Origin of the sequence: Streptomyces sp. NPDC058198 (assembly GCF_042882605.1) — a bacterium.
In the GTDB taxonomy this organism is placed as follows: domain Bacteria; phylum Actinomycetota; class Actinomycetes; order Streptomycetales; family Streptomycetaceae; genus Streptomyces.
Map to the genome: position 1 here is coordinate 1,060,486 of NZ_JBHVVP010000001.1, position 21,833 is coordinate 1,082,318.

Genomic DNA, 21,833 nt, shown 5'->3' on the forward strand with positions numbered 1-21,833 from the left:
CTCTGGCAGGTCAGCGGCGATGGGCCCCGCCACCGAGGCACAGCTCGGCGGCGGGGCTCTGCAGCAGGGTATGGACGAAGAGCAGCTCGGTCCCGGCGGGCCCGGCGGCCGCGATCCGGTGCGGTGTGAGCGAGTCGAAGTGCGCGCTGTCCCCCGGGCCGAGTACATGCACGGCGTCCCCGAGGCTCAGCCGCAGCCGTCCTTCGAGGACATAGAGCCACTCCTCCCCCGGGTGTACGCGGACGAGGTCACCCTGCGCCCCGTACGGCACCTGGACGCGCAGCGGCTGCATGGCCCGGCCCGAGCCGCCCGCCTGGTGGTACGTCCAGCCGTCCGCCTCCACGGGCTCCGTCCGGCCGGCGCGGACGATGGGGTCGCGCTCCGGCGGGATCTCCCCGAGCAGCTCGGAGACGGTCGTCCCGTAGATACGGGCCAGGGCCAGCAGCATGGGCAGGGAGGGCTGCCGGCGGCCCGTCTCCAGCCGGGAGAGATGGGCGGGGGACAGCCCCGCCCGCCCGGCGGCGGTCTCCAGGGTGAGGCGGCGGCCACGGCGCAGCTCGCGCAGGCGTGGCGCGACATCGGGGAGCTCGTCGGGCAGCTCGCCCGTCGGCTCTCCGGTGGGAGGAGTGCTCATCCCTCCATTGGGCCAAAATATTTCCTCCGGGGCAACTTTCTTGCCCCGGAGGCAAATGCGGCGTCCACCGCGTGCGAACCCGCGTCCTACCGGTTGGCGACGGCCTGCTTCACCAGTGTCCTGCCGAAGTCCCACATCAGTCCGCCACCGCCATGGGCGTCGTCCATCACCGCCGTGAAGGCGTCCACGAAGCGCTCCACCTCGCGTTCGCCGATGGTCAGCGGCGGAATCAGCTTGATCACTTCCAGATGGTCGCCGGAGACCTGGGTGAGGATGCGGTGCTTCTGGAGCAGCGGCACGACCACCATCTGCGCGAAGAGTCCCTTGCGGGCCGCCTGCAGCATGGTCCAGCGGCTGCGCAGCTTGATCGAGGTCGGCCGGCCGAACTCGATGCCGATCATCAGGCCCCGGCCCCGTACCTCGTGCAGCAGCTCGTAGCGGCCGACGAGCGCGGCCAGCCGTGATCTGAGCAGATCGCCGGTCGCCCGCGCGTTGGCGACGATCTTGTCGTCCTCCATCACCGACAGCACGGCCAGGCCCGCCGCCATGGCCTGCGCATTGGATCCGAAGCTCGCCGAGTGGACCAGCACCCGGTCCATCGAGGAGTAGACCTTCTTGAAGATCCAGTCCTTGCCGAGGGTCGCGCCGACGGGCACATAGCCGCCGGAGAGCGCCTTCGCCACACAGACGAGATCGGGCTCCACCCCTTCCTCGTGCTGGTACGCGTAGAAGTCACCGGTCCTGCCGAGACCGGTCTGCACCTCGTCGACGATGAGCAGCGCCTTGTGCTGGTGCAGCAAGTCCTGGGCGGCGCGCAGAAAGCCGGGCGGCGTCGCGTGCACCCCCTTGCCCTGGATGGGCTCGACGATGAACCCGGCCACGTCGCCGCGCTTCAACTCCCTCTCCAGCGCGTCGAGATCGCCGAGCTCGATGGCGGTGTCGGGCAGCAGCGGTGCGAAGCCGTCCCGGAATCCGTCCTCGCCGTTGACCGACAGGGATCCCGTGGTGAGCCCGTGGAAGGCGTGCGCGCAGTACAGGATCCTGGGCCTGCCCGTCGCGTACCGGGCGAACTTGAGGGCGGTCTCCACCGCTTCCGTACCGCTGTTGCCGAAGAACACCCGGTCCAGATGCGGGGAGTGGGCCAGCAGCTTCTCGGCGAGCAGTCCGGGCAGCGGCTGGCAGTCGAAGCGGGTGAGATCGGCGAGCGAGGCGTCGAGGACATCATGCAGGGCCTTGCGTACGACGGCGTGGTGCCGGCCGAGCCCCATCACGCCGAAGCCGGCGAGCATGTCCAGATAGTCGTTGCCGTCCTCGTCCCAGAAGTAGGCGCCCTCGGCCCGCTCGTAGACCCGGTCGAAGCCGATGGTGTGCAGCATGCGCGGGAGCTGGTGGTTGAGGTACTTGGCGTGCAGTTCGTAGCGCTCGGCGCCGCGCTCCGCGAGAAGCTGGGTGAGGTCGAAGCCCTTCGGCTGCTTGAGTTCCTTGACCTCGTTGAGCTGCGCGGACTCCTTGGGCTGGGTCATTCCGTGCTCTCCTTGTGTGCCGGGCCTGCCGCACCGCCCCCCACCGGCCGCCGCCGGCCGGGCCCGGACGCGCCATGAACGGCGCGTCGCGATCGGCCGGGCCGGCGGCTCGGGGAGCCCCGGTGCGACAGGCTCTCCAGCGGTCGTCCCGTCAGCGCGAGCCGGCGACCGTCTCACGGACCGCCCGCAGGGACTCCTTGAGGGAGCCCATGGTGGCGAGGACGGCGGTCGGCTCGTAGCCGCAGTGCGCCATGCAGTTGGCGCAGCGCGGGTCCTTGCCCCGGCCGTACTTGTCCCAGTCGGTCTCTTCGATGAGCTCACGGTAGGTCGGCACATACCCGTCGCTCATCAGATAGCAGGGTCGCTGCCAGCCGAAGAGCGAGTAGTTGGGAATGGCCCACGCCGTGCAGGGGAAGTCGGCCTTTCCTTCGAGGAAGTCCAGGAAGAGGGGCGAGTGATTGAGGCGCCAGCGTGCCCGGTTGCCGCCGGAGAACGCCTTCTTGAACAGCTCCCTGGTCTGGTCGACACCCAGGAAGTGCTCCTGGTCGGGGGCCTTCTCGTAGGCATACGCGGGCGAGATCATCATCTCGTCCACCCGCAGATCGTCATTCAGGTAATTGAGCACCTCGATGATGGTCTGCGGAGTGTCCGTGTTGAAGAAGGTGGAGTTGGTGGTCACCCGGAAGCCGCGCCTCTTGGCTTCCTTGATGGCCGCCACCGCCTCGTCGAACACTCCCTCCTTCGCGACGGACTCGTCGTGCCGCTCACGCAGGCCGTCGATATGAACGGCGAAGGCGAAATACGGCGAAGGAGTGAAATTCTCGATCTTCTTGCGCAGCAGCATCGCGTTGGTGCACAGGAAGACGTACTTCCTCTTGGCCACCAGCTGCCGGACGATCTCATCGATCTGCGGATGCATCAGCGGCTCGCCGCCGGCGATGGAAACCATCGGCGCCCCGGACTCCAGCACCGCCCCGACGGCCTGAGCAACGGGCATACGCTGCTTCAGGACGCCGGCCGGGTGCTGGATCTTGCCGCAGCCCTCACATTTCAGATTGCAGGCGAAGAGGGGTTCCAGCTCGACAATGAGCGGAAACTTCTCACGCTTGCGGAGCTTCTGTTCAAAGAGGTACGTCCCGACCCTGATGGTCTGACGAAGCGGCATGGCCATCTAGCTCACCTCCTGGGGAGCAGCAAAGAACGGTGCCATTCATAGAAAGCCGGCAGGACGGCACGGAGAACGCGGAAGGCTGATATTCCACCGCGCACTGTGCCAATACGGAGGAGCTCATGCTCTGGAGCGTCCACGACCACCCGGACGGCCGCAACCGGGCGGGGCCCGGCGCTCAGAGCACTTCGGAGCGTGGCGGCGGACTCCATGTCCACCGCGACCGCCCCCGTGGTGCGCAGTTCGGCCCGCTCATGGCCGCGTACCACATGGTCGGAGCCGGTCAGTGGACCGGTGTGGACCGTGCGGCCGGGTACGGCCCGGGTCAGCGCGTCGACAAGCAGCCCGGTGCCCGTACAGGGCGTGCGTCCGTACGGGCCCCGGGTCTCATCGGCGACGATCAGATCCCCCGGGTTCATCCCCGGGGTGAGCCCGGCACAGAATCCGGCCGCGATGACGGCCGCGTCCCTGGTCCGCTGCTCTCCGAGCGCACGTGCCACGGCGCGCTCGGCGTTCTTGGGCCCCATGCCCGTACGGAGGACGGTCACCGGCCCCGGTGCGTCGCCGTGGCCGCCGCCGCGCAGGGCGAATCGCTCGATGCCGAGCGCGCAGGCGATCAGCAGCGCCGCGTGGGGGCCGGCCGGGGCGTCGGCCGGTCCTGAGGACCGCGCCATCAGCCCCCCTTGCGGCTGCCCGCGCGGGCAGCCAGGGGCTCTCCGTGGACATACCGGCCGAGGGCCGTGAGCGGGAAGACTTCGCGGTAGAGGTGGTAGTTGATGCTGAAGTCCCACGGGAAGCCGGTGCCGGTGAACTGCGGCTCGTCCCAGGAGCCGTCCTCCCGCTGGGTCTCGGTGAGCCAGCCGATGCCCCGCTCGACGGCCCTGCCCTCGCGCTCCCCGGCCGCGAGGAGCGCGAGCAGCGCCCAGGCGGTCTGGGAGGCGGTCGAGGCGCCGTGCCCGATCCACCGCTCCTCGCGGTACGAGCGCAGGTCCTCGCCCCAGCCGCCGTCGTCGTTCTGCACGGATTCGAGCCAGCTGACGGCGCGTCGGATCGCGGGGTGGGTGAGCGGCAGCCCGGCGGCGGTCAGCGCGGGCACCACCGACCCTGTCCCGTAGACGTAGTTGACGCCCCAGCGCCCGAACCACGCTCCGTTGGTCTCCTGTTCGGCGAGGAGCCAGTCGATTCCGCGCCGGGTGCCGGGGTGATGGGCCTGGCCCTCGTAGGCGAGCATCTCGACGACATGTCCGGTGACATCCGCGGACGGCGGGTCGATGACCTCGCCGAAGTCGCAGAAGGGCAGCCGGTTGGGGAACCGGCTGGTGTTGTCGGCGTCGAAGGCGCCCCAGGCTCCGTTCCTCGACTGCATGCCCATATTCCACCGGGCGCCGCGCTCGATGGCCGCGTCGAGCCGCGCGGGGTCGGGGTGCCTGACCCGGCGCAGCGCGAGGATGACCTCGGCGGTGTCGTCGATGTCGGGGTAGTTGTCGTTGTGGAACTCGAACGCCCAGCCGCCCGGGGTGAGTCCGGGCCTGCGGACGGCCCAGTCGCCCGGTCGGACGATCTGCTCGCCGATCATCCAGTCGGCAGCCTTGACGAGCGCCGGGTGGTCCGGGCTCAGGCCGGCGTCGGCGAGCGCGATGGTGGCGAGGCAGGTGTCCCACACCGGGGACTGGCAGGCCTCGATCATCCGGGCGCCGTCCTCGCGCCAGACGGCGAAGCGGTCGAGCGACTCGAGTCCGGCGCGCATGACCGGGTGGTCGAGGTCGTACCCGAGCAGATGCAGCGCGATGACGGAGTAGACGGCGGGTGGCTGGATCCCGCCCCAGCAGCCGTCGTTCTCCTGCCGTTCGATGATCCAGCGCGCGGCCGCGTTCATGGCGGTACGGCGCAGTCGGCGCGGCGCGACCTTGTGGTACGCGTGCAGGGCCTTGTCGAGGCGCTGGAAGGCGCCGTCCCAACTGGCCACCGGCGCCAGCGGCTTGGCCGGGTTGGGGTTGCCTGCGTCGGCGTGCAGCTCGTCGAGGGCGAAGGGGGCGGGCCGTACGGGCCGCAGCGCCGAGACGATGGTGAGCGGAACGACGGTCTGCCGTGCCCAGCAGCCGAAGTCATAGATGTTGAGCGGGAACCACTTGGGGAAAAAGATCAGCTCGGGCGGGAGTTCGGGGAGGTCGTCCCATTTCCACCAGCCGAAGAGGGCGAGCCAGATGCGGGTGAAGACCCGGCTCGCGGCGATGCCGCCCTGTTCCCGGACCCAGCCGGCGGCGCGTGCCATGTGCGGATCGTGGGGGCGGTCCCCGGCCAGCCGCAGGGCCACGTACGCCTCGATGGTGGCGGAGAGTTCACCCGGTCCGCCGTGGAATGTGGCCCAGGTACCGTCCGGGCGCTGCTCGCCCCGGATGAAGAGGGCGGCCGCCTCGGTGGTGCGCGCGTTCTGGATCCCGAGGAACTGACGGAGTAAGAGATCCTCTGCGTCCATCGAGACATTGGTTTCCAGGTCGCCCTTCCACCAGCCCTGGGCGTCCTGCAGGCCGAGCAGATGCTCGACGGATCGTGCGGTGGCCCGCTCGGCGGCGACCCGTAGGTCACCGCCGGGGGCGAGAGGGACATCGGTTGGTCCGCTGGCCGAGGCTGCTCGGGGTCTCATGGCCCCGGTGCTTCCGTCGGTCGTCGCTGTCATGGCTTCCCCTTCGTGCAGTGGTGTGCTTCTGCTGTGCCTGGGGTCTCCGTCGTCCGGTGCCTACGGCTGTGGACGGCGACTGCGGTCATATGCGAATAGTGATCATCTCTTTCGTACGACGACGAAGTCCGCGAGCGCGGTGAGCTGCGCGCGGATCTTTTCCGGCATGTCTACGCCATCCAGGGCCTCGATGGCGACGGCATGCTGCCTGCGGGCCTCCTGGGAGGTCCACTCGCGGCCGCCCGCCTCCTCGATCAGCGCGGCCCTGGCGGCGAATTCCTCTTCCGAGAAGTTCTGGAAGTCGGTGCTCTTGGCGTCGGCGGCGAGCAGCTCACCGAGCCGTTCCGAGGCGGGTCCGCCGGCCGCGAGCGCGGCGACGACCGGCAGGGACTTCTTGCGCTGGCGCAGATCGCTCCAGGTCTGCTTGCCGGTGGCCCCGGGATCGCCCCAGATGCCGAGCAGATCGTCGACGGCCTGGAAGGCGAGACCGAGGTGATGGCCGTACGCCTCCAGCGTGTCGGCCGTCCGGTCGTCGGCGCCGCCGAGGACCGCGCCGATGGAGACGGCGCAGGCGAGCAGGGCGCCCGTCTTGTTGCCCTCCATCTCCAGGCATTCCTCGACGGTGACCCGCTCGCGGTGCTCGAAGGAGATGTCCTGGGCCTGACCGTCGATCAGCTTGCGGGAGGCGGTGGTCAATCGGCGGGTCGCGCGGCCCGCTTCCACGGTGCCGAGCTCCAGCAGCACTTCGTTGGCGAGCGCGAAGAGGGCGTCGCCGACGAGGATCGCCTGAGCGGGACCGTGCATCTTCCAGACGGTGTCGCGGTGGCGGCGCTGCTCGTCACCGTCCATCAGATCGTCGTGCAGCAGTGAGAAGTTGTGGACCAGTTCCACGGCGACGGCGCCGGGGATCCCCTTCTCGGGAGCGGCGCCCGCCGCTTCGGCGGAGAGCAGCGCGAGCGCCGGGCGCACCGCCTTGCCGCCGTCGCCGTCGGAGGGCCGGCCCTCGGCGTCGATCCAGCCGAAGTGGTAGGCGGCGACGGTGTCCATGGGCGGGGCGAGCCGGTTGACGGCGGCGCGCAGCACCGGCGTGGCCAGGCTCCGCCCGCGCTCCAGCAGCGCGTAGACGTCCGCGGTGTCGACAGCCGGATTCGCCGGGGGCACAGTCGGCACGGTCTCTCCTCTTGTTCCAGTACTCGTAGGTGCAGTACTCGGGCTCATGCCGCCTCCTGCAGGGGATGTTCATGGCGGCGACCGAGCTCGGAGAGGGCAGCGCCCGCGGCGCTGAAGCCGCTTCTCACGGCGCCCTCCATGGTCGCGGGCCAGCCGGTGGCGGTCCATGCGCCGGCCAGGAAGAGGCCGGGGACGCGGGTACGGGCCTCGGGCCGCAGCCGGCCCACGCCGGGCGTGGGCGCGAACGTCGCTGTCCGCTCCCGGGTGACGAAGAAGTCCCGTACCTCCGCGCCCCGGGCGGCGGGCAGGAGGCGTTCCAGCTCGGGGAGGTAACGCGCGCGCAGTTCGGAGACCGGCAGGTCGATCTCGTCCTCGACGGCCGACTGGGACACCGCCAGATACTGGCCGTCCGTGAGTCCGGACGCGTCGGTGCGGTCGAAGACCCACTGCACCGGGCTGCCGAGCGCGGCGAAGAAGGGACGGCGCAGCACTTTACGGTCGTACACAACGTGGACGTTGAGGATCGGCGCGGTGCCGATGTCGAGCAGCCGGTCGGGGTCGTCGAGGGCGCCCGCGGGCAGCAGGGCGTGGGCCTCGCGCTGGGGTACGGCGAGGACGACGGTGTCCGCGTCGAGCCGCTCGCCGTCCACGTCGACGTGCCAGCCGCCCTCGGCGGCACGGGAGACGGCGTTCACGCGCGTGCGCAGCTCGGTCCGCACCCCCGCGGAGTCGAGGGCCTTGCGCGCCAGCGTGTCGTGCAGCTCGCCGAGCGGGACGTGCGCCCAGCCGATGTCGGCGGCGCCGGGCTCGGAGAGCAGCCCGGTCTTGAAGACCATCGCGGCGAGCCCCATGGAGGCGTGCGGCGCGGTCGCGTTCAGGGTCGCCACGCCGACCAGGTCCCACAGGGCCTCGATCGTCCGGTCCGACTGTCCGTGCCGGCCGAGCCAGGTGGCGAAGTCGATGCCGTCCAGGGCGGGATCGGCCGGGTCGAGCCGCTTGAGGGCGAGCGCGGCCCGCCCGACGGAGGCGCGCTCCGCGAGCGAGAGATGCGGGTACGTCGCGAGTCCGGCGGCGAGATGCAGCGGTACGGGCAGGGCGTTGCGGCGCAGCCGGCCGAGCCGCGGCCGGGCACGGCCGACGTCGAGGACGGGTACGTCCAGCCGGTCCTGCAGGGGAGCGAGCGCGGCGCCGTCCACCCGGTCGAGGAACCAGCGGTACGCCGTGCAGCAGCGCAGATACACATGCTGGCCGTTGTCGATGGTGAGGTCGCCGCGGCGGAACGAGAAGGCCAGACCGCCGAGGCGCGGCCGCCCCTCGACGAGTGTCACCCGCACGCCGGCGTCGGCGAGCTGAAGGGCCGCGGTGACCCCGGCGAGCCCGGCACCGACCACGACCGCGTGGCGGGACAGCGAGCCGTCATCTGTCGTCATGCGTGCCCCCTCGGACCGTCGCAGTCAGGGACGCGTCATACCGGCGCGGGGTTGCGACCCGCCGGTGCGCGGATGGCGGGAAGGGACCGACCCGGGCATCGAAGTGCCGCATCAGCCACGCCTCCTGACGGCCTGCCGGGAGATGTGCCGGGCGTCCAGGCCGGAGAGCCCGCGCACCGCGACGTACGCCTTCTCGTGCCCCGGGAGCGAGACCCGGCCGCGCAGGACGGCCTCGGGGTCGCGCTCGATACGGTCGAGGAGACGGCGGTAGATGCCCGCCATGGCGGCGACACAGGCGCCGCTGCGCCGGTCGAGCAGGGGCAGCAGGCGGTAGCCCTCGGCGAACAGGGCGCGGGCGCGGCGGACCTCGAAGTGCACCAGGCCGGCGAAGTCGGAGCCGGCGGGCGGGGTGGCGCTGTGGAAGCCGGTGGAGCAGCCGAACTTGGCGAGGTCGTCGGCGGGCAGATACGTACGTCCGTTGCCCGCGTCCTCCCGGACGTCCCGGAGGATGTTGGTCAGCTGGAGGGCGAGCCCCAGCGTGTCCGCGTACTCGGCGGCGCGCTCGGCGCCGGGCGCGCCCGTTCCGCTGCCGAACACGCTGAGCGACACCCGGCCGATGGCGCCCGCGACGCAGCGGCAGTAGACCTTGAGGTCGTCCCAGGTCTCGTACGTGTCCCCGCGGACATCCATCAGGACGCCGTCGATCAGCTCGTCGAGCCCGCCGAGCGGGATCGGGAAGCGCCGTGCCGCGTCCGTGAGGGCGACGGCGACCGGGTCGGTGTCGTCCTCGTCCACCTTGCCTTCCCTGACCCTGTCCAGCAGGGCGCGGGTGTCCTCGAGCCGTGCCTGCTTGGCCTCGGGTGCGAGTGTCCCGTCGCCGATGTCGTCCACCCGCCGGGAGAACGCGTACAGCGCGGACATGGCCTGCCGCTTGTCGGTCGGCAGCAGTCTGATGCCATAGGCGAAATTACGGGCCTGCTGTCCGGTGACGGCCTCGCAGTAGCTGTAGGCCGCCAGTACCGGCGCGGACACGGGTGTCTGTCCCTCCACGTTCCGGCTCACCCCTCTCTGTGCGCACTTCGCAAGACAGCTCCCACTTCACGCAGCAGACGCGGCTTGGTGGGTTTGGGCGGTCCGGGGAGCACATCGTGCCCGGCGGCCGCGATCGAAGCGAGGGCGGCACGCCCTCCGGCCACGAATCCGGCGAGCAGCAGCTTGAGCCTGCCGTGGACGCTACCCACCAAGGGGGTGCCTTCATTCAGCAGTTGCCCGGCGCGCTCGGCTTCGAAGGCGATCAGGGCGCGTACCGACGCGTTCGCGGTGGCGGCGGCCAGATCCGCGTCGGTGACATGGAACCGCTTCATGTCCTCGGCGGGCAGATAGATACGGTCGCGGCCCAGGTCCTCGGTCACGTCCTGCAGGTGTTCGATGATCTGGAGCGCCGTGCAGACGGCGTCGGAGCGGCGCAGGCGCTCGGGGCTCGCGGTGCCGGTGATCCCGAGGACCAGCCGGCCGACCGGGTTGGCGGACAGCTCGCAGTAGGCGAGGAGGTCGTCGTAGGTCTCGTAGCGCCGCACCAGCTGGTCCTGGCGGTTGGCCTCGATCAGCCCGAGGAACGGCTCCGGAGTCAGGGAGCGGCGCCGTACGACCGGTGTCAGGGCGCGCAGCAGCGGGTGGCCGGGGGCCGGTCCCGCGGGGTCGAAGACGCGCCGCAGATCGGCCTCGAAGGCGTCGAGCACGGCCGGCCGGTCATCGGCGCGGGCGGCGTCGACACCCAGGTACGCGGCGTCCGCGCCGCCGGGGGCGAGGTCGCCGTCGCCGATGTCGTCGACGAGCCGGGCATAGCCGTAGACGGCCATCAGATCGTCGCGCCAGGCCCGCGGCAGGAAGAACGGAGCCACGGGGAAGTTCTCGTCCGCGGCCTTGTCCAGCGTGGTGCGCGAGGCGGCGTCGGGGCGCGCCTGTGGGGTGCCCGTCACTTCGGACTTCCCAGTACGTGGACGGCGGAATCATCCTCGCGGAGCTGGAGATTTCCCGTCATTGCCGTCACATCTCCCGTTCTACACTGCTGACCCAATACATCCCATTTCGGACACGCCGCCCGCCCTCCTGAGTACAGAACGCTGTTTGGCGGGTGGGATGCTCAGGGGGTATCACCCCACTTGCCGCGAATCAGCACCTGCACAGCTTACGTTGTACGACTAAGGGGACCACGCCCGGGTGTTGCGCGCAGTACGCCAACGCCGCAATACAGGCCAACCTTCCCCCACGCCACAGGACTTGACTGAATCTTTGACGAGTGACGGCCCGTGGCCGGGTGGGGCTCGGCGGTCCTCCCACCACGGCGGAGCCCCCGCCGGAGCGGTCCGGCAGGGGCTTCGTCGGTGCGGAAGGATCCGTTCCGGTGGACCGGCCTACTTGCCGGTCTCCTTCTCGTACGCCTTGATGACCTCGTCGGTCGGGCCGTCCATCAGCAGCTCGCCCCTCTCCAGCCACAGCACCCGGTCACAGGTGTCCCTGATCGACTTGTTGCTGTGGCTGACCAGGAAGACCGTGCCGGCTTCCTTGCGCAGTTCCCGGATCCGCTGCTCGGAGCGGATCTGGAACTTCCGGTCGCCGGTGGCCAGCGCCTCGTCGATCATCAGGACATCGTGGTCCTTGGCCGCGGCGATGGAGAACCGGAGCCTGGCCGCCATGCCGGACGAGTAGGTCCGCATCGGCAGGGTGATGAAGTCGCCCTTCTCGTTGATGCCGGAGAAGTCGACGATCGACTGGTACCGCTCGCGGATCTGCTCGCGCGTCATCCCCATGGCCAGGCCGCCGAGGATGACATTGCGTTCGCCGGTCAGGTCGTTCATCAGCGCGGCGTTGACGCCCAGCAGGGAGGGCTGGCCATCGGTGTAGACCTTGCCGCTCTCCGTCGGCAGCAGACCCGCGATGGCGCGCAGCAGGGTCGACTTTCCCGAGCCGTTCGTGCCGATCAGGCCGATCGCCTCGCCGCGGTACGCGGTGAAGGTGACCCCCCGCACGGCGTGCACCTTACGGACACCCCGCGACTCCCCCTTGTCGCGGCGGAGTATGCGGCTCAGCGCGGCGGTGGCGCTTCCCTTGCCGCCGCCACCGCCGTTGACGCGGTACACGATGTGCACCTCGTCGGCGATGACCGTGGGGATACGTCCCTGCTCGATGTCATCAGCCACGGCCGTACCGCTCCTCAGCCTTCCAGAAGTACACGAAGCCGGCGACGCCCAGGAGGACAGCCCACAGCAGTGCGACGAGCCAGACATGCGCGGGCAGATTCGACCTGTCGTAGCCGTCGATCAGCGCGAACCTGACCAGGTCCATGTAGATGGCGGCCGGGTTGTACTGAAGGACGTCGCCGATCCAGGCGGGCTTGTCCTTGAGCATCACCGGGATGGAGAACATCACGCCCGAGGCGTACATCCAGGTGCGCATCACGAAGGGCATCAGCTGGGCGAGGTCGGGGGTCTTGCTGCCGAGCCTCGCCATGATCAGCGCGAGACCGGTGTTGAAGAGGAACTGGAGCGCCAGCGCGGGCACGACCAGCAGCCAGCTCAGCGCCGGATAGCTGCCGAAGGCAATCGCCACGACGATCAGCACGATCATCGAGAACAGCAGCTGCTGGAGCTGCTGGAGGGAGAACGAGACCGGCAGCGAGGCCCGGGGGAAGTGCAGGGCCCGGACAAGCCCCAGATTGCCGGAGATGGCGCGGACCCCGGCCATCACCGAGCTCTGGGTGAAGGTGAAGACAAAGACCCCGGTGACCAGGAACGGGACGAAGACATCCTGCGGGATGTCCTTCTTGGTCCCCAGGATCAGGCCGAAGATCAAGTAGTAGACAAAGGCGTTCAGCAGCGGCGTCGCCACCTGCCAGAGCTGGCCGAGCTTCGCCTGGCTGTACTGGGCCGTGAGCTTCGCCTGGGAGAAGGCCAGGATGAAGTGGCGCCGGCCCCACAGCTGCCGGACATAGTCGGCCAGTCCTGGCCGGGCACCACTCACCGCCAGGCCGTACTTGGCGGCGAGCTCCGCCGAGGTCAGACCGTCGTCGGGCGACGGCGGGGTGCTCACAGCGATCGCACCCTCATGGGTTGTGTCACTCACAAGTTGAAACTTTCGTGTTCAAGATGCGCAGCCGGTCGGGCACAGGCACGGAGGGCCAGGCCCCGGGAGTACGCCCGATGCTCTCAGAACCGAGCTTGTCAGATGACAGGCGGTCGGCCCAGCCGGGTCAGCCGCCATACCGTACGCCACTTCATCGGACGACGCGGACCGCACGGGGTCGCCCAGCCCTCCCTGAACCCGCCGAGCCATGCCTTCAGCGCGGGTACGGAGGGGCGCCGGACGAGGGTGAGCAGCAGCCATACCCCCAGATAGAGCGGGACGACGGGGGCGGGCAGATTCCGGCGTGCCAGCCAGACCCGGTTGCGGGCCACCATACGGTGGTAGACCGCGTGCCGGGACGGCGGCATCGTCGGATGGTTGAGCACCATGTCGGCGCGGTAGTCGATCATCCAGCCGGCGTCCAGCGCCCGCCAGGCGAGATCCGTCTCCTCATGGGCGTAGAAGAATTCGCCCGGCAGCGCGCCGACCTCCGAGAGGACCTTCGTCCGTACGGCGTTGGCGCCGCCGAGGAAGGTCGTCACCCGGGACGACCGCAGCGGGTCCGAGGCGCGCAGCCGCGGGACGTGCCGCCGCTGGGTGAGTCCGGTCTCCGGGTCGGCGATCCGGAAGCTGACGATACCGAGCACGGGATCGGCCGCGAAGGCCTCCCGGATCAGCTCGGCGGTGTCGGTGTTCGGCAGCAGACCGTCGTCGTCCAGGAAGAGCAGGGCGTCCACATCCGAGCCGGCGGGCCCGAATGCCTCGATGCCGACATTGCGGCCGCCAGGGATGCCGAGATTCTCCGGCAGCTCGACCGTCCGTACGCCGGCGGGAACGCCGCCCACAGGGGCGCCGTTCCCGACCACGACGATCTCGATCGGGTCGCCTTTCTGCCGGGCGACCGATTCGAGCAGCGCACGCAGATCGTCGGGGCGGTCACCCATGGTGATGATCACCGCGCCGAGCCGCATGTCACTCACCTCAGCCTGCTGGACGCCAGGATGGAGACCAGGTGCAGGACTGTCTGGACTATGGCGATACCGGCGAGGACCGCGATACCGAGGCGGGTGAAGAACAGATCGCCCTGGATCGTGTCGAGGATGGCCACCACGAGGATGAAGAGGCTGGCCTCGATGCCGCCGACGAGCCGGTGGAACTTGAGCGCGGCCGCGGCCCTGCGGGCCAGGGCCAGACCGGAGGAGCGGGGCGCGGACGCCTCGTCCTTGACGGCGGGCAGTCCGCTGCGCTGGCGGGCCACATCGACGAGGTCGGTCTCGGCCTTGATCAGGATCGCACCCAGCGCGGCGAGCGTGCCGAGGAAGGCCCACAGCCAGTTGGTGGCCGTGCCGTTCTGGTGGAAGATGTCCGCGCCCCGTATGCCGAAGCCGATCAGCAGGGCGGCCTCGCACAGATAGTGGCCGACCCGGTCGAGATAGACCCCGGTGATGGAGGTCTGCTTGCGCCAGCGCGCCACCTCGCCGTCGACACAGTCGAGCAGCAGATAGATCTGGAACAGAACGACCGCGAGGATCGCACCGGTGAGACCGGGCACGAGCAGCGCGGCGCCGCCGATGACACCCACGACCACCATGAGGTAGGTGAGCTGGTTGGGCGAGATCCGGGTGTTCACCAGGTACGGGTCGACGTGCAGCGAGATCTCCCGCATGTACATGCGCCCGGCCCAGTGTTCTCCGCTGCGCCGGTCCTTCACGCCCTCCGGGTGAACGACCGGACGGAGTTCAGCTACTGATGGTCTTGGCATAGTCGGAGTACGCGTCCCTGATCTGGTCGGTGGACAGGTCGAGGTGCTCGAGGATCGTGAAACGGCCCGGACGGGTCTGCGGCGCGTAGGCCACGGCCCGGACGAACTCGTCGACGGAGAAGCCGATCTCCTCGGGCAGCACGGGCAGTCCGTGCCGGTGCAGCACCTCGGTGAACAGCTGGGATTCCTCGTGGGCCCCGCGCAGGTGCATGGCGAAGGCCGCGCCGAGGCCGACCTGCTCGCCGTGGAGCACGGAGCGCTTGGGGTAGAGCAGGTCGAAGGCGTGGCTGATCTCGTGGCAGGCGCCGGACGACGGGCGGGTGTCCCCGCTGATCGACATGGCGATGCCGGAGAGGACCAGCGCCTCGGTCAGGACGGTGAGGAATTCGTCGTCGCCGACCCCGCCGGGGTGGCGCAGGACGGCTTCACCGGCCGTACGGGCCATGGCGGCGGCCAGGCCGTCAACGGATTCGCCCGTGACGCGGTGGGACAGCTCCCAGTCCGCGATGGCCGAGATGTTGGAGACCGCGTCCCCGATGCCGGAGCGGACGAAGCGGACCGGCGCGTCCCGGATGACATCGAGGTCGACGACGATGGCGATCGGGGTGGGGACGCCGTACGAGCCGCGGCCGTTGTCGTTGTCGAGCGTGGCGACCGGCGAGCACAGGCCGTCGTGGGCGAGGTTCGTCGCGACGGCCACCATCGGCAGCCCGACCCGGGCCGCCGCGTACTTCGTCACGTCGATGATCTTGCCGCCACCGAGGCCCACCACGGCGTCGTACCGCTTGCCCTTGATGTCGTCGGCGAGCTGCACCGCCGAGTCGATCGTGCCGTCGGCGACGGGGAACCAGTCGGCACCCGGCAGGACCGGCGAGAGCTTCTCGCGCAGCGCCTGGCCCGAGCCGCGGCTCATCGCCACGGCGAGCCGGCCCGAGCTGGAGATCCGCTGGTCGGCGAGGAGTCCGGCGAGATCGTCCAGGGCGCCGCAGCTGATATCGACGACGACCGGGGACGGGATGAGCCGGGTCAGTACAGGCACGCGATCTCACGGCCCTTCGCGAGGTCGTCGTGGTTGTCGATCTCGACCCACGGGATATCGCCGATGGGGGCCACATCGAGGGTGAAGCCGCGGTTGACCAGCTCCTGATAGCCGTCCTCGTAGTAGAGGTCGGGGTCGCGCTCGAAAGTGCTCTTCAGCGCGTCGGCGAGGTCCGCCGCGGCCTCGGGTTCGATCAGGGTGACCCCGATGTACTCGCCGGTGGCGGTGGCGGGGTCCATCAGCTTGGTGATGCGGCGTACGCCCTTGTCACCGTCCGTGATGACTTTCATCTCCTCGTCGGCGAGGTGCTTCACCGTGTCGAGGGCGAGGATGATCCGCCGGCCGTCGCCGCGCGCGGCGAGCAGGGTCTTCTCGACGGAGACCGGGTGCACGGTGTCGCCGTTGGCGAGGATCACGCCCTGTGTCAGGACGTCACGGGCGCACCAGAGGGAGTAGGCGTTGTTCCACTCCTCGGCCTTGTCGTTGTCGACGAGGGTGAGCTTGAGGCCGTACGTCTTCTCCAGGTCGGCCTTGCGCGCGTACACGGCCTCCTTGCGGTAGCCGACGACGATCGCCGCTTCGGTCAGGCCGACCTCGGCGAAGTTGCCCAGCGTCAGGTCGAGGACCGTGGTGGTCCCCTCCCCCGCCGGGTCCACGGGCACGAGGGCCTTCGGGAGCGTGTCGGTGTAGGGGCGCAGACGCCGTCCGGCACCGGCGGCCAGTACGAGGCCGATCATGCGGGTTCTCCTTCGTCATGTACGGCGGGGGCTCCGGAGGACACCCAGAACCGGATGGACTCCGCGAGCGCGACCAGCGCCACGGCGGCCGCGAGCACCGTCAGGGCCAGGGTGAAGTCCGTGTTCCGCGTCACCAGGACGGCGGCGAGCGCGGTCACCACCAGCGTGCGGCCCTCGTGGCCGCCGATCGTCCGGACGAGCCAGCGGGGCGGCGCGCCGGTGCCGCCGCGGATGCGGTACACCGTGTCGTAGTGATGGTAGGCGACGGCGGCCACCAGGCCGAAGGCCGCAGGCAATGCTCCGTTCACCTCGGAGCGGGCGGCGAGGATCAGGACGGTGCCGTATTCGGCCGCTCTGAACACCGGCGGTACGAGCCAGTCGAGCGCGCCCTTGAGGGGCGGCGCGACCGCGGCGCCGGAGAGGACGGCGTACAGCACGGCGGCGCCGACGACCCAGAGACTGCCGACCGGCTCCGTCCAGGCGGCGGCCACCAGCAGGGCCGCGCCGAGGGCGGCGATGACGACGCGGGAGCCGAACGGCGGATACGCCTTGATCCTGCCCAGCACCCCGGCGACACCCTCCGCCAGCGGTCCCGAGTCGGCGAGGTCGGCCAGCGCCTGGGCCGCCCGGTCGGTGCGGATGGCCCTGCGGGTGACCGAGCGCAGGACGCGGCCCGCGGTGGTGTAGCAGGCGGCGAAGCCACAGCCGACGAGCAGCGCGTAGAAGACGATCCTGGGCGTGGTCACGGCCGTCAGCACGGCGATCATCGCCCAGCGCTCGCCGATCGGCAGCACGATCATCCGGCGCACCCAGACCGTCCAGCCCACGCTGTCGAGCCGGCTGGAGAGCGCGGCGGTGGGGGTGCCCACCACGGCCTTGCCCGCGGCCGTCGCGTCGTGGTTCGCCTCGTTGAAGGAGAAGTCGACGACATGGCGGCAGGTCTGCAGGACCATCGCGCCGAGGGCGAGCGCCCATACGTCGTCGCCGCCCCGGGCCGCGCCGAGCGCGAGGCCCGCGTAGTACGCGTACTCCTTCGCGCGGTCGAAGGTCGCGTCCAGCCAGGCGCCCATCGTGGAGTACTGCAGCGAGTAGCGGGCGAGCTGCCCGTCCGTGCAGTCCAGGACGAAGGAGAAGAGCAGCAGCACGCCGGCGGCGACATATCCGCCGCGGGTGCCGGTGGCCGCGCAGGCCGCCGCGATCAGGGCGGTGAGCAGCGACGCGGTGGTGACCTGGTTCGGGGTCAGACCGCGGCGCGCGCACCAGCGGGCGAGATAGCGGGAGTAGGGGCTGATGCAGAAGGTGGTGAAGAAGCCGTCGCGGGCCTTCACGGCGGAGCGCAGCCGTACGGCTTCGTCGTCGACGGCCTCGACGGCGGCCTCGGCCTGTTCCCTGGCGCTCGCGTCGGCCGGTACGGCGGCGACGAGCGAACCCAGCTCGGGTCGCTGGACCGCGCCGCCGTCGGCGTCGAGCGCGGCGGCGACCCGGTCGGCGAGGGGCTCGCTCGGGGCCACGGTGGTGGCGGACGTCCGGTGAGGTTCCGCTGTGCCGTTCCCGGAGGCGTGGTCCGCCGGCCGGGCCGGGGAACCGCCCTCGACGACAGTGGTCACGGCGCGCAGCAGCGCGGCGCGGGCCTCGGGCTGGGCGGTGAGCGCCCCGGCCACGGCGGCCGTCGGGAACCGGGGGTCGGTCAGGGCCAGCCGCAGGGCGTGGACATGTCCGACGAAGCGGGAGTCGACGAGGGCGACGCGTTCGGCCGCAGGGGCCGCGGCGAGGAGCTGCCCGGCTTCCGTGGCGTCCGGCGCGTTACGTACCTCGAAACCCAACGACCGCAGATGGCCCTCGAGCGGCGATCCGGGTACCGGGGGACCGGTGAGGATGGCGGTCGACAGACGAACTCACTCCTTGGCGCTGACAGGGCTGCGTGCGCGGCGACGTGACCCGGGATCCGGGCGGCGGCACGTCGGCAGAGGCTATCGGATGAACGGAAGACTGAGTTCACCGCCCGTTTACGCCCCGGACGCCGTGGTCTGAGCCATGATCGGCCCACGTGGTGATCATCATTGTCGATCCGCGCCCCCGCTCACAAACCGCAACCCCACGCCGCGGGCGGGGCCGAGCCCTGCCCCGGGAGCCTTCCCGGCACCTGGCCTAGGGTGGCCGCATGACGTGGCTGATCACAGGCGGAGCGGGTTATATCGGGGCACATGTGGCGCGGGCCATGGCCGCGGCGGGTGAGCGGGTCGTCGTCCTCGACGATCTGTCCAGCGGTGATCCCGAGCGGCTGCCCGCGGAGATTCCGCTGGTGCGGGGCTCCCTGCTGGACCGGCGGCTGGTCGACCGTACGCTCGCCGGGCACGAGGTCACCGGTGTGGTGCATCTCGCGGGGAAGAAGCAGGTCGGAGAGTCGGTCGAGCAGCCGTTGGCGTACTACCGGGAGAATCTGCACGGGCTCACGGTGCTGCTGGAGGCCGTGGTCGCCGCCGGGGTGCGGCGCTTCCTCTTCTCCTCCTCCGCCGCCGTGTACGGGGTACCGGATGTGGAGTTGATCACGGAGCGGACGCCGGCCGTGCCGATCAATCCGTACGGCGAGACGAAGCTCGCGGGCGAGTGGCTGGTGCGGGCGACCGGGCAGGCGCACGCGATGGCCACGGGCTGTCTGCGCTACTTCAATGTGGCGGGGGCGGCGCGGCCCGAGCTGTCCGACACCGGAGTGTTCAACATCATCCCGATGTTCTTCGACCGGATCGGCCGGGGCGAGGCGCCGCGGATCTTCGGCGCCGACTATCCGACTCCGGACGGCACCTGCGTCCGCGACTACATCCATGTCGCCGATCTCGCCGAGGCCCATCTCTCGGCCGCCCGGCGGCTGACCGCCCAGAAGGGCGCCGGGGACCTCACCGTCAATATCGGGCGCGGCGAGGGCGTCTCGGTCCGCGAACTGGCCGATCTGGTGGCCGAGGTCACCGGTCACCGCGTGCCGCCGGTGGTCGAAGCGCGCCGCCCCGGTGATGCCGCGAAGGCCGTCGCCTCGGTCGGCCTGATCGCCGAGGAACTGGGGTGGACGGCGTCCCGCGGAGTGCGCGAGATGGTCGAGTCCGCCTGGGAAGGCTGGCAGCTGCACCATCCGGCGGCGTCGGTCGGGTGAGTGTGGCACCGCTCTGACCTGCGCTCATTTCCGCAGGTCAGACCATATGACAACGGTGTTCAGTCCCGTGTTGCCCGATACCCCCCACCAGTAGTTGACTGGCGTGGTCGGCACAGCATCCAGACGACCGGAAGGCGCGTCCTCATGGGGGCAGGGCACAACCACGGACACACACACGGAGGGCCGCCGGCGGGTACCGCGACCGCCGCCTACCGGGGCAGGCTGCGGATCGCGCTGTCGATCACGCTGTCCGTGATGGTGGTGGAGATCATCGGCGGGCTCGCCTCCGACTCGCTCGCCCTGTTCGCCGACGCGGCGCACATGGCGACGGACGCGGTCGGGCTCGGCATGGCCCTGCTGGCGATCCACTTCGCCGCCCGGCCCGCCGACGAGAACCGCACCTTCGGCTACGCGCGGGCCGAGATCCTCGCCGCGCTGGCCAACTGTGTGCTGCTGCTCGGCGTCGGCGGCTTTCTGCTGTACGAGGCGATCGAGCGCTTCATCGTGCCGCCCGAGACCAAGGGCGGACTGACGATCGTCTTCGCGTTGATCGGTATGTTCGCCAATCTGATCTCCCTCTCCCTGCTGGTACGGGGACAGAAGGAGAGCCTCAATGTGCGCGGGGCGTATCTGGAGGTCCTCGCGGACACGCTCGGCTCGCTCGCGGTGCTGATCTCGGCCGCCGTCATCCTGACCACGGGCTGGCAGACGGCCGACCCGATCGCGGGCCTGCTGATCGGACTCATGATCGTCCCGCGTACGGTGAAGCTGCTCCGGGAAACGCTCAACGTCCTGCTGGAGGCGGCGCCCAAGGACGTGGACATGAGTGAGGTGCGGGCACATATGCTCGCACTGCCGGGGGTGGCGGACGTCCATGACCTGCATGTCTGGACCATCACTTCCGGTATGCCCGTGCTCTCCGCACATGTGGTGGTGAACCAGGACGCGCTGGACGCGGTGGGCCACGAGAAGATGCTTCACGACCTGCAGGGATGTCTCGGCCATCATTTCGATGTCGAGCACTGCACCTTCCAGCTGGAGCCCGGAGGCCACGCGGAGCACGAAGCGAGGCTCTGTCACTGACGCCCCGTCACCGGCGTCTCCAGGGGAACGGACATGCCCACGCCCCCGAAGTGCGGACACGGGGCTTTTGTACGGCAGACTTGGGGGCCGAGGCCCGAAGCGAAGGATGGTTATGCCGACCACATCAGTCACTGCGGCGAACGACTCGTCGAACGGCGTACAAGAAACGATCATGCTGGAGCTGGTCGACGAGAACGGCAACACCATCGGCACCGCCGAGAAGCTCGCGGCCCATCAGCCGCCAGGACAGCTGCACCGGGCGTTCTCCGTCTTCCTCTTCGACGAGCAGGGCCGGCTCCTGATCCAGCGCCGCGCGCTGGGCAAGTACCACTCCCCCGGCGTCTGGTCGAACACCTGCTGCGGGCATCCGTACCCGGGCGAGGCGCCGTTCGCCGCGGCCGCCCGCCGCACCCACGAGGAGCTGGGTATCTCGCCCTCGCTGCTCGCCGAGGCGGGCACCGTGCGCTACAACCACCCGGACCCGGCTTCCGGGCTGGTCGAGCAGGAGTACAACCATCTTTTCGTGGGTCTGGCGCAGTCCTCGCTGCGGCCCGACCCGGAGGAGATCGACGAGACGGCGTTCGTCACCCCGGCGGAGCTGGCCGAGCGGCACGGCGAGGCACCGTTCTCCGCGTGGTTCATGACCGTGCTGGACTCGGCGCGCCCGGCGATCAGAGAGCTCACGGGGCCGGCCGGGGGCTGGTGACACTCCCCCGTGCCGGCAGTCCGCCGAACGGCGAGGTGAACGGGAGCAGCGCCCAGACGATCTTCCCGCCGCCGGCGGTGTGCTCGGCATCGCAGCTGCCGCCGGCCTCGCGGGTGATCTCCCGTACGAGCAGCAGCCCTCGCCCGCCGGTCCGCGTCTGGTCCGTCCCCGGCTCCAGCGGCCCGGGCCGGTAGGGGTGGTCGTCCTCGACCGACACCCGGATCCACTCCGCGCCGACAGCGATCTCGACGGCGAGCTCGGGTGAGAGCAGGGCCGCGTGCTGTACGGCATTGGTGACCAGCTCGGAGACGATCAGCAGCACGCCCTGGACGACGTCGTCCCTGACCGGCACCCGCTGACGCTTCAGCAGGTCGCGTACGGCGTGCCGGGCCCGCGGTACGGAGATCCCGACGGCGGGCGCGGTGAACCGCCAGACTCCCTCGTACGACAGCGGCCGGGCCGGATCGCTCCCGCGGCTCTCCATACTGGCGCACCCACCCCTGGCTCGACCGGCGTTGTCCATCGGCTGTCGAGTGTTGGGAACGCGCCGGTCGTACCGAGCCACTGAGCGGAAGTCCGTCGTTATTGGCGGAGCGTGGCCGCATCCGAGCGACGGCGTCAGAAATGTGATCGTTCC

Annotated in this window: 20 protein-coding genes; 3 read left to right on the plus strand and 17 right to left on the minus strand. The window is 70.2% G+C overall.

The genetic code is table 11. From position 1 onward, the window contains the following. Positions 1-10: 10 nt before the first annotated feature. From ACFVWW_RS04805 to ACFVWW_RS04880, 16 genes are all read right to left on the minus strand, one after another. Entirely contained in the window at positions 11-634 is a 624-nt protein-coding gene (locus tag ACFVWW_RS04805; RefSeq protein ID WP_384333220.1) for a helix-turn-helix domain-containing protein, read from the minus strand. Between the two features lie 86 nt (positions 635-720). Next, on the minus strand, positions 721-2,157 hold the full coding sequence (locus ACFVWW_RS04810) for an aspartate aminotransferase family protein (protein WP_386875944.1): 1,437 nt from the start codon (positions 2,155-2,157) through the stop codon (positions 721-723). Between the two features lie 151 nt (positions 2,158-2,308). Next, positions 2,309-3,328 carry an adenosyl-hopene transferase HpnH gene (gene hpnH / locus ACFVWW_RS04815; protein ID WP_384191083.1) on the minus strand — a complete coding sequence of 340 codons (1,020 nt, stop codon included), beginning with the start codon at positions 3,326-3,328 and terminating at the stop codon, positions 2,309-2,311. Positions 3,329-3,333: 5 nt separating this feature from the next. Next, on the minus strand, positions 3,334-3,999 hold the full coding sequence (locus ACFVWW_RS04820; protein ID WP_384191080.1) for a 1-hydroxy-2-methyl-2-butenyl 4-diphosphate reductase: 666 nt from the start codon (positions 3,997-3,999) through the stop codon (positions 3,334-3,336). After that, positions 3,999-6,002, minus strand: coding sequence for a squalene--hopene cyclase (gene shc / locus ACFVWW_RS04825; protein ID WP_384333227.1), 2,004 nt, complete (start codon positions 6,000-6,002; stop codon positions 3,999-4,001). The genes ACFVWW_RS04820 and shc overlap by 1 nt, the downstream gene beginning before the upstream one ends. A gap of 102 nt (positions 6,003-6,104) precedes the next feature. Continuing rightward, positions 6,105-7,220, minus strand: coding sequence for a polyprenyl synthetase family protein (locus tag ACFVWW_RS04830; RefSeq protein WP_384191075.1), 1,116 nt, complete (start codon positions 7,218-7,220; stop codon positions 6,105-6,107). After that, positions 7,217-8,602: a hydroxysqualene dehydroxylase HpnE gene (gene hpnE / locus ACFVWW_RS04835; RefSeq protein ID WP_386875947.1), complete on the minus strand. Its 1,386-nt coding sequence runs from the start codon at positions 8,600-8,602 to the stop codon at positions 7,217-7,219. The genes ACFVWW_RS04830 and hpnE overlap by 4 nt, the downstream gene beginning before the upstream one ends. A gap of 111 nt (positions 8,603-8,713) precedes the next feature. Continuing rightward, positions 8,714-9,664 carry a presqualene diphosphate synthase HpnD gene (gene hpnD, locus ACFVWW_RS04840; protein ID WP_384191069.1) on the minus strand — a complete coding sequence of 317 codons (951 nt, stop codon included), beginning with the start codon at positions 9,662-9,664 and terminating at the stop codon, positions 8,714-8,716. Next, positions 9,661-10,581 carry a squalene synthase HpnC gene (hpnC, locus tag ACFVWW_RS04845; RefSeq protein ID WP_384191066.1) on the minus strand — a complete coding sequence of 307 codons (921 nt, stop codon included), beginning with the start codon at positions 10,579-10,581 and terminating at the stop codon, positions 9,661-9,663. The genes hpnD and hpnC overlap by 4 nt, the downstream gene beginning before the upstream one ends. Positions 10,582-11,016: 435 nt before the next feature. Next, complete coding sequence (locus ACFVWW_RS04850) at positions 11,017-11,802, minus strand: ABC transporter ATP-binding protein (RefSeq protein ID WP_384191063.1); 786 nt, start codon at positions 11,800-11,802, stop codon at positions 11,017-11,019. Continuing rightward, positions 11,795-12,724: an ABC transporter permease gene (locus ACFVWW_RS04855; protein WP_386875950.1), complete on the minus strand. Its 930-nt coding sequence runs from the start codon at positions 12,722-12,724 to the stop codon at positions 11,795-11,797. Before ACFVWW_RS04855 ends, ACFVWW_RS04850 begins: the two co-directional genes overlap by 8 nt. Before the next feature lie 98 nt (positions 12,725-12,822). After that, the gene (locus tag ACFVWW_RS04860) at positions 12,823-13,695 is read right to left on the minus strand and encodes a glycosyltransferase family 2 protein (protein ID WP_384191125.1); all 873 of its coding nucleotides are present in this window, start codon (positions 13,693-13,695) and stop codon (positions 12,823-12,825) included. A gap of 5 nt (positions 13,696-13,700) precedes the next feature. Continuing rightward, the gene (locus tag ACFVWW_RS04865; protein ID WP_384191057.1) at positions 13,701-14,486 is read right to left on the minus strand and encodes a CDP-alcohol phosphatidyltransferase family protein; all 786 of its coding nucleotides are present in this window, start codon (positions 14,484-14,486) and stop codon (positions 13,701-13,703) included. Continuing rightward, entirely contained in the window at positions 14,464-15,525 is a 1,062-nt protein-coding gene (locus ACFVWW_RS04870) for an iron-containing alcohol dehydrogenase family protein (protein WP_384191055.1), read from the minus strand. The genes ACFVWW_RS04865 and ACFVWW_RS04870 overlap by 23 nt, the downstream gene beginning before the upstream one ends. After that, positions 15,513-16,262, minus strand: coding sequence for a sugar phosphate nucleotidyltransferase (locus ACFVWW_RS04875; RefSeq protein WP_384191052.1), 750 nt, complete (start codon positions 16,260-16,262; stop codon positions 15,513-15,515). Before ACFVWW_RS04875 ends, ACFVWW_RS04870 begins: the two co-directional genes overlap by 13 nt. Further along, entirely contained in the window at positions 16,259-18,151 is a 1,893-nt protein-coding gene (locus ACFVWW_RS04880) for a DUF5941 domain-containing protein (RefSeq protein ID WP_386876746.1), read from the minus strand. Before ACFVWW_RS04880 ends, ACFVWW_RS04875 begins: the two co-directional genes overlap by 4 nt. A gap of 272 nt (positions 18,152-18,423) precedes the next feature. Here ACFVWW_RS04880 and galE point away from each other — a divergent pair, with 272 nt between their 5' ends. The 3 genes from galE to idi all read left to right on the plus strand — a co-directional run bounded on the left by galE (position 18,424) and on the right by idi (position 21,196). After that, positions 18,424-19,407 (plus strand): UDP-glucose 4-epimerase GalE, encoded by a 984-nt coding sequence (gene galE / locus ACFVWW_RS04885; RefSeq protein WP_386875953.1) that lies wholly within the window; start codon positions 18,424-18,426, stop codon positions 19,405-19,407. Positions 19,408-19,551: 144 nt separating this feature from the next. Continuing rightward, complete coding sequence (locus ACFVWW_RS04890) at positions 19,552-20,490, plus strand: cation diffusion facilitator family transporter (RefSeq protein ID WP_384191046.1); 939 nt, start codon at positions 19,552-19,554, stop codon at positions 20,488-20,490. Positions 20,491-20,602: 112 nt separating this feature from the next. Beyond that, complete coding sequence (gene idi, locus ACFVWW_RS04895; protein WP_384191044.1) at positions 20,603-21,196, plus strand: isopentenyl-diphosphate Delta-isomerase; 594 nt, start codon at positions 20,603-20,605, stop codon at positions 21,194-21,196. On the opposite strand, the gene ACFVWW_RS04900 is transcribed toward idi, so the two are convergent. Further along, positions 21,171-21,680: an ATP-binding protein gene (locus ACFVWW_RS04900; protein ID WP_384191042.1), complete on the minus strand. Its 510-nt coding sequence runs from the start codon at positions 21,678-21,680 to the stop codon at positions 21,171-21,173. The genes idi and ACFVWW_RS04900 overlap by 26 nt on opposite strands. Between the last annotated feature and the right edge of the window lie 153 nt (positions 21,681-21,833).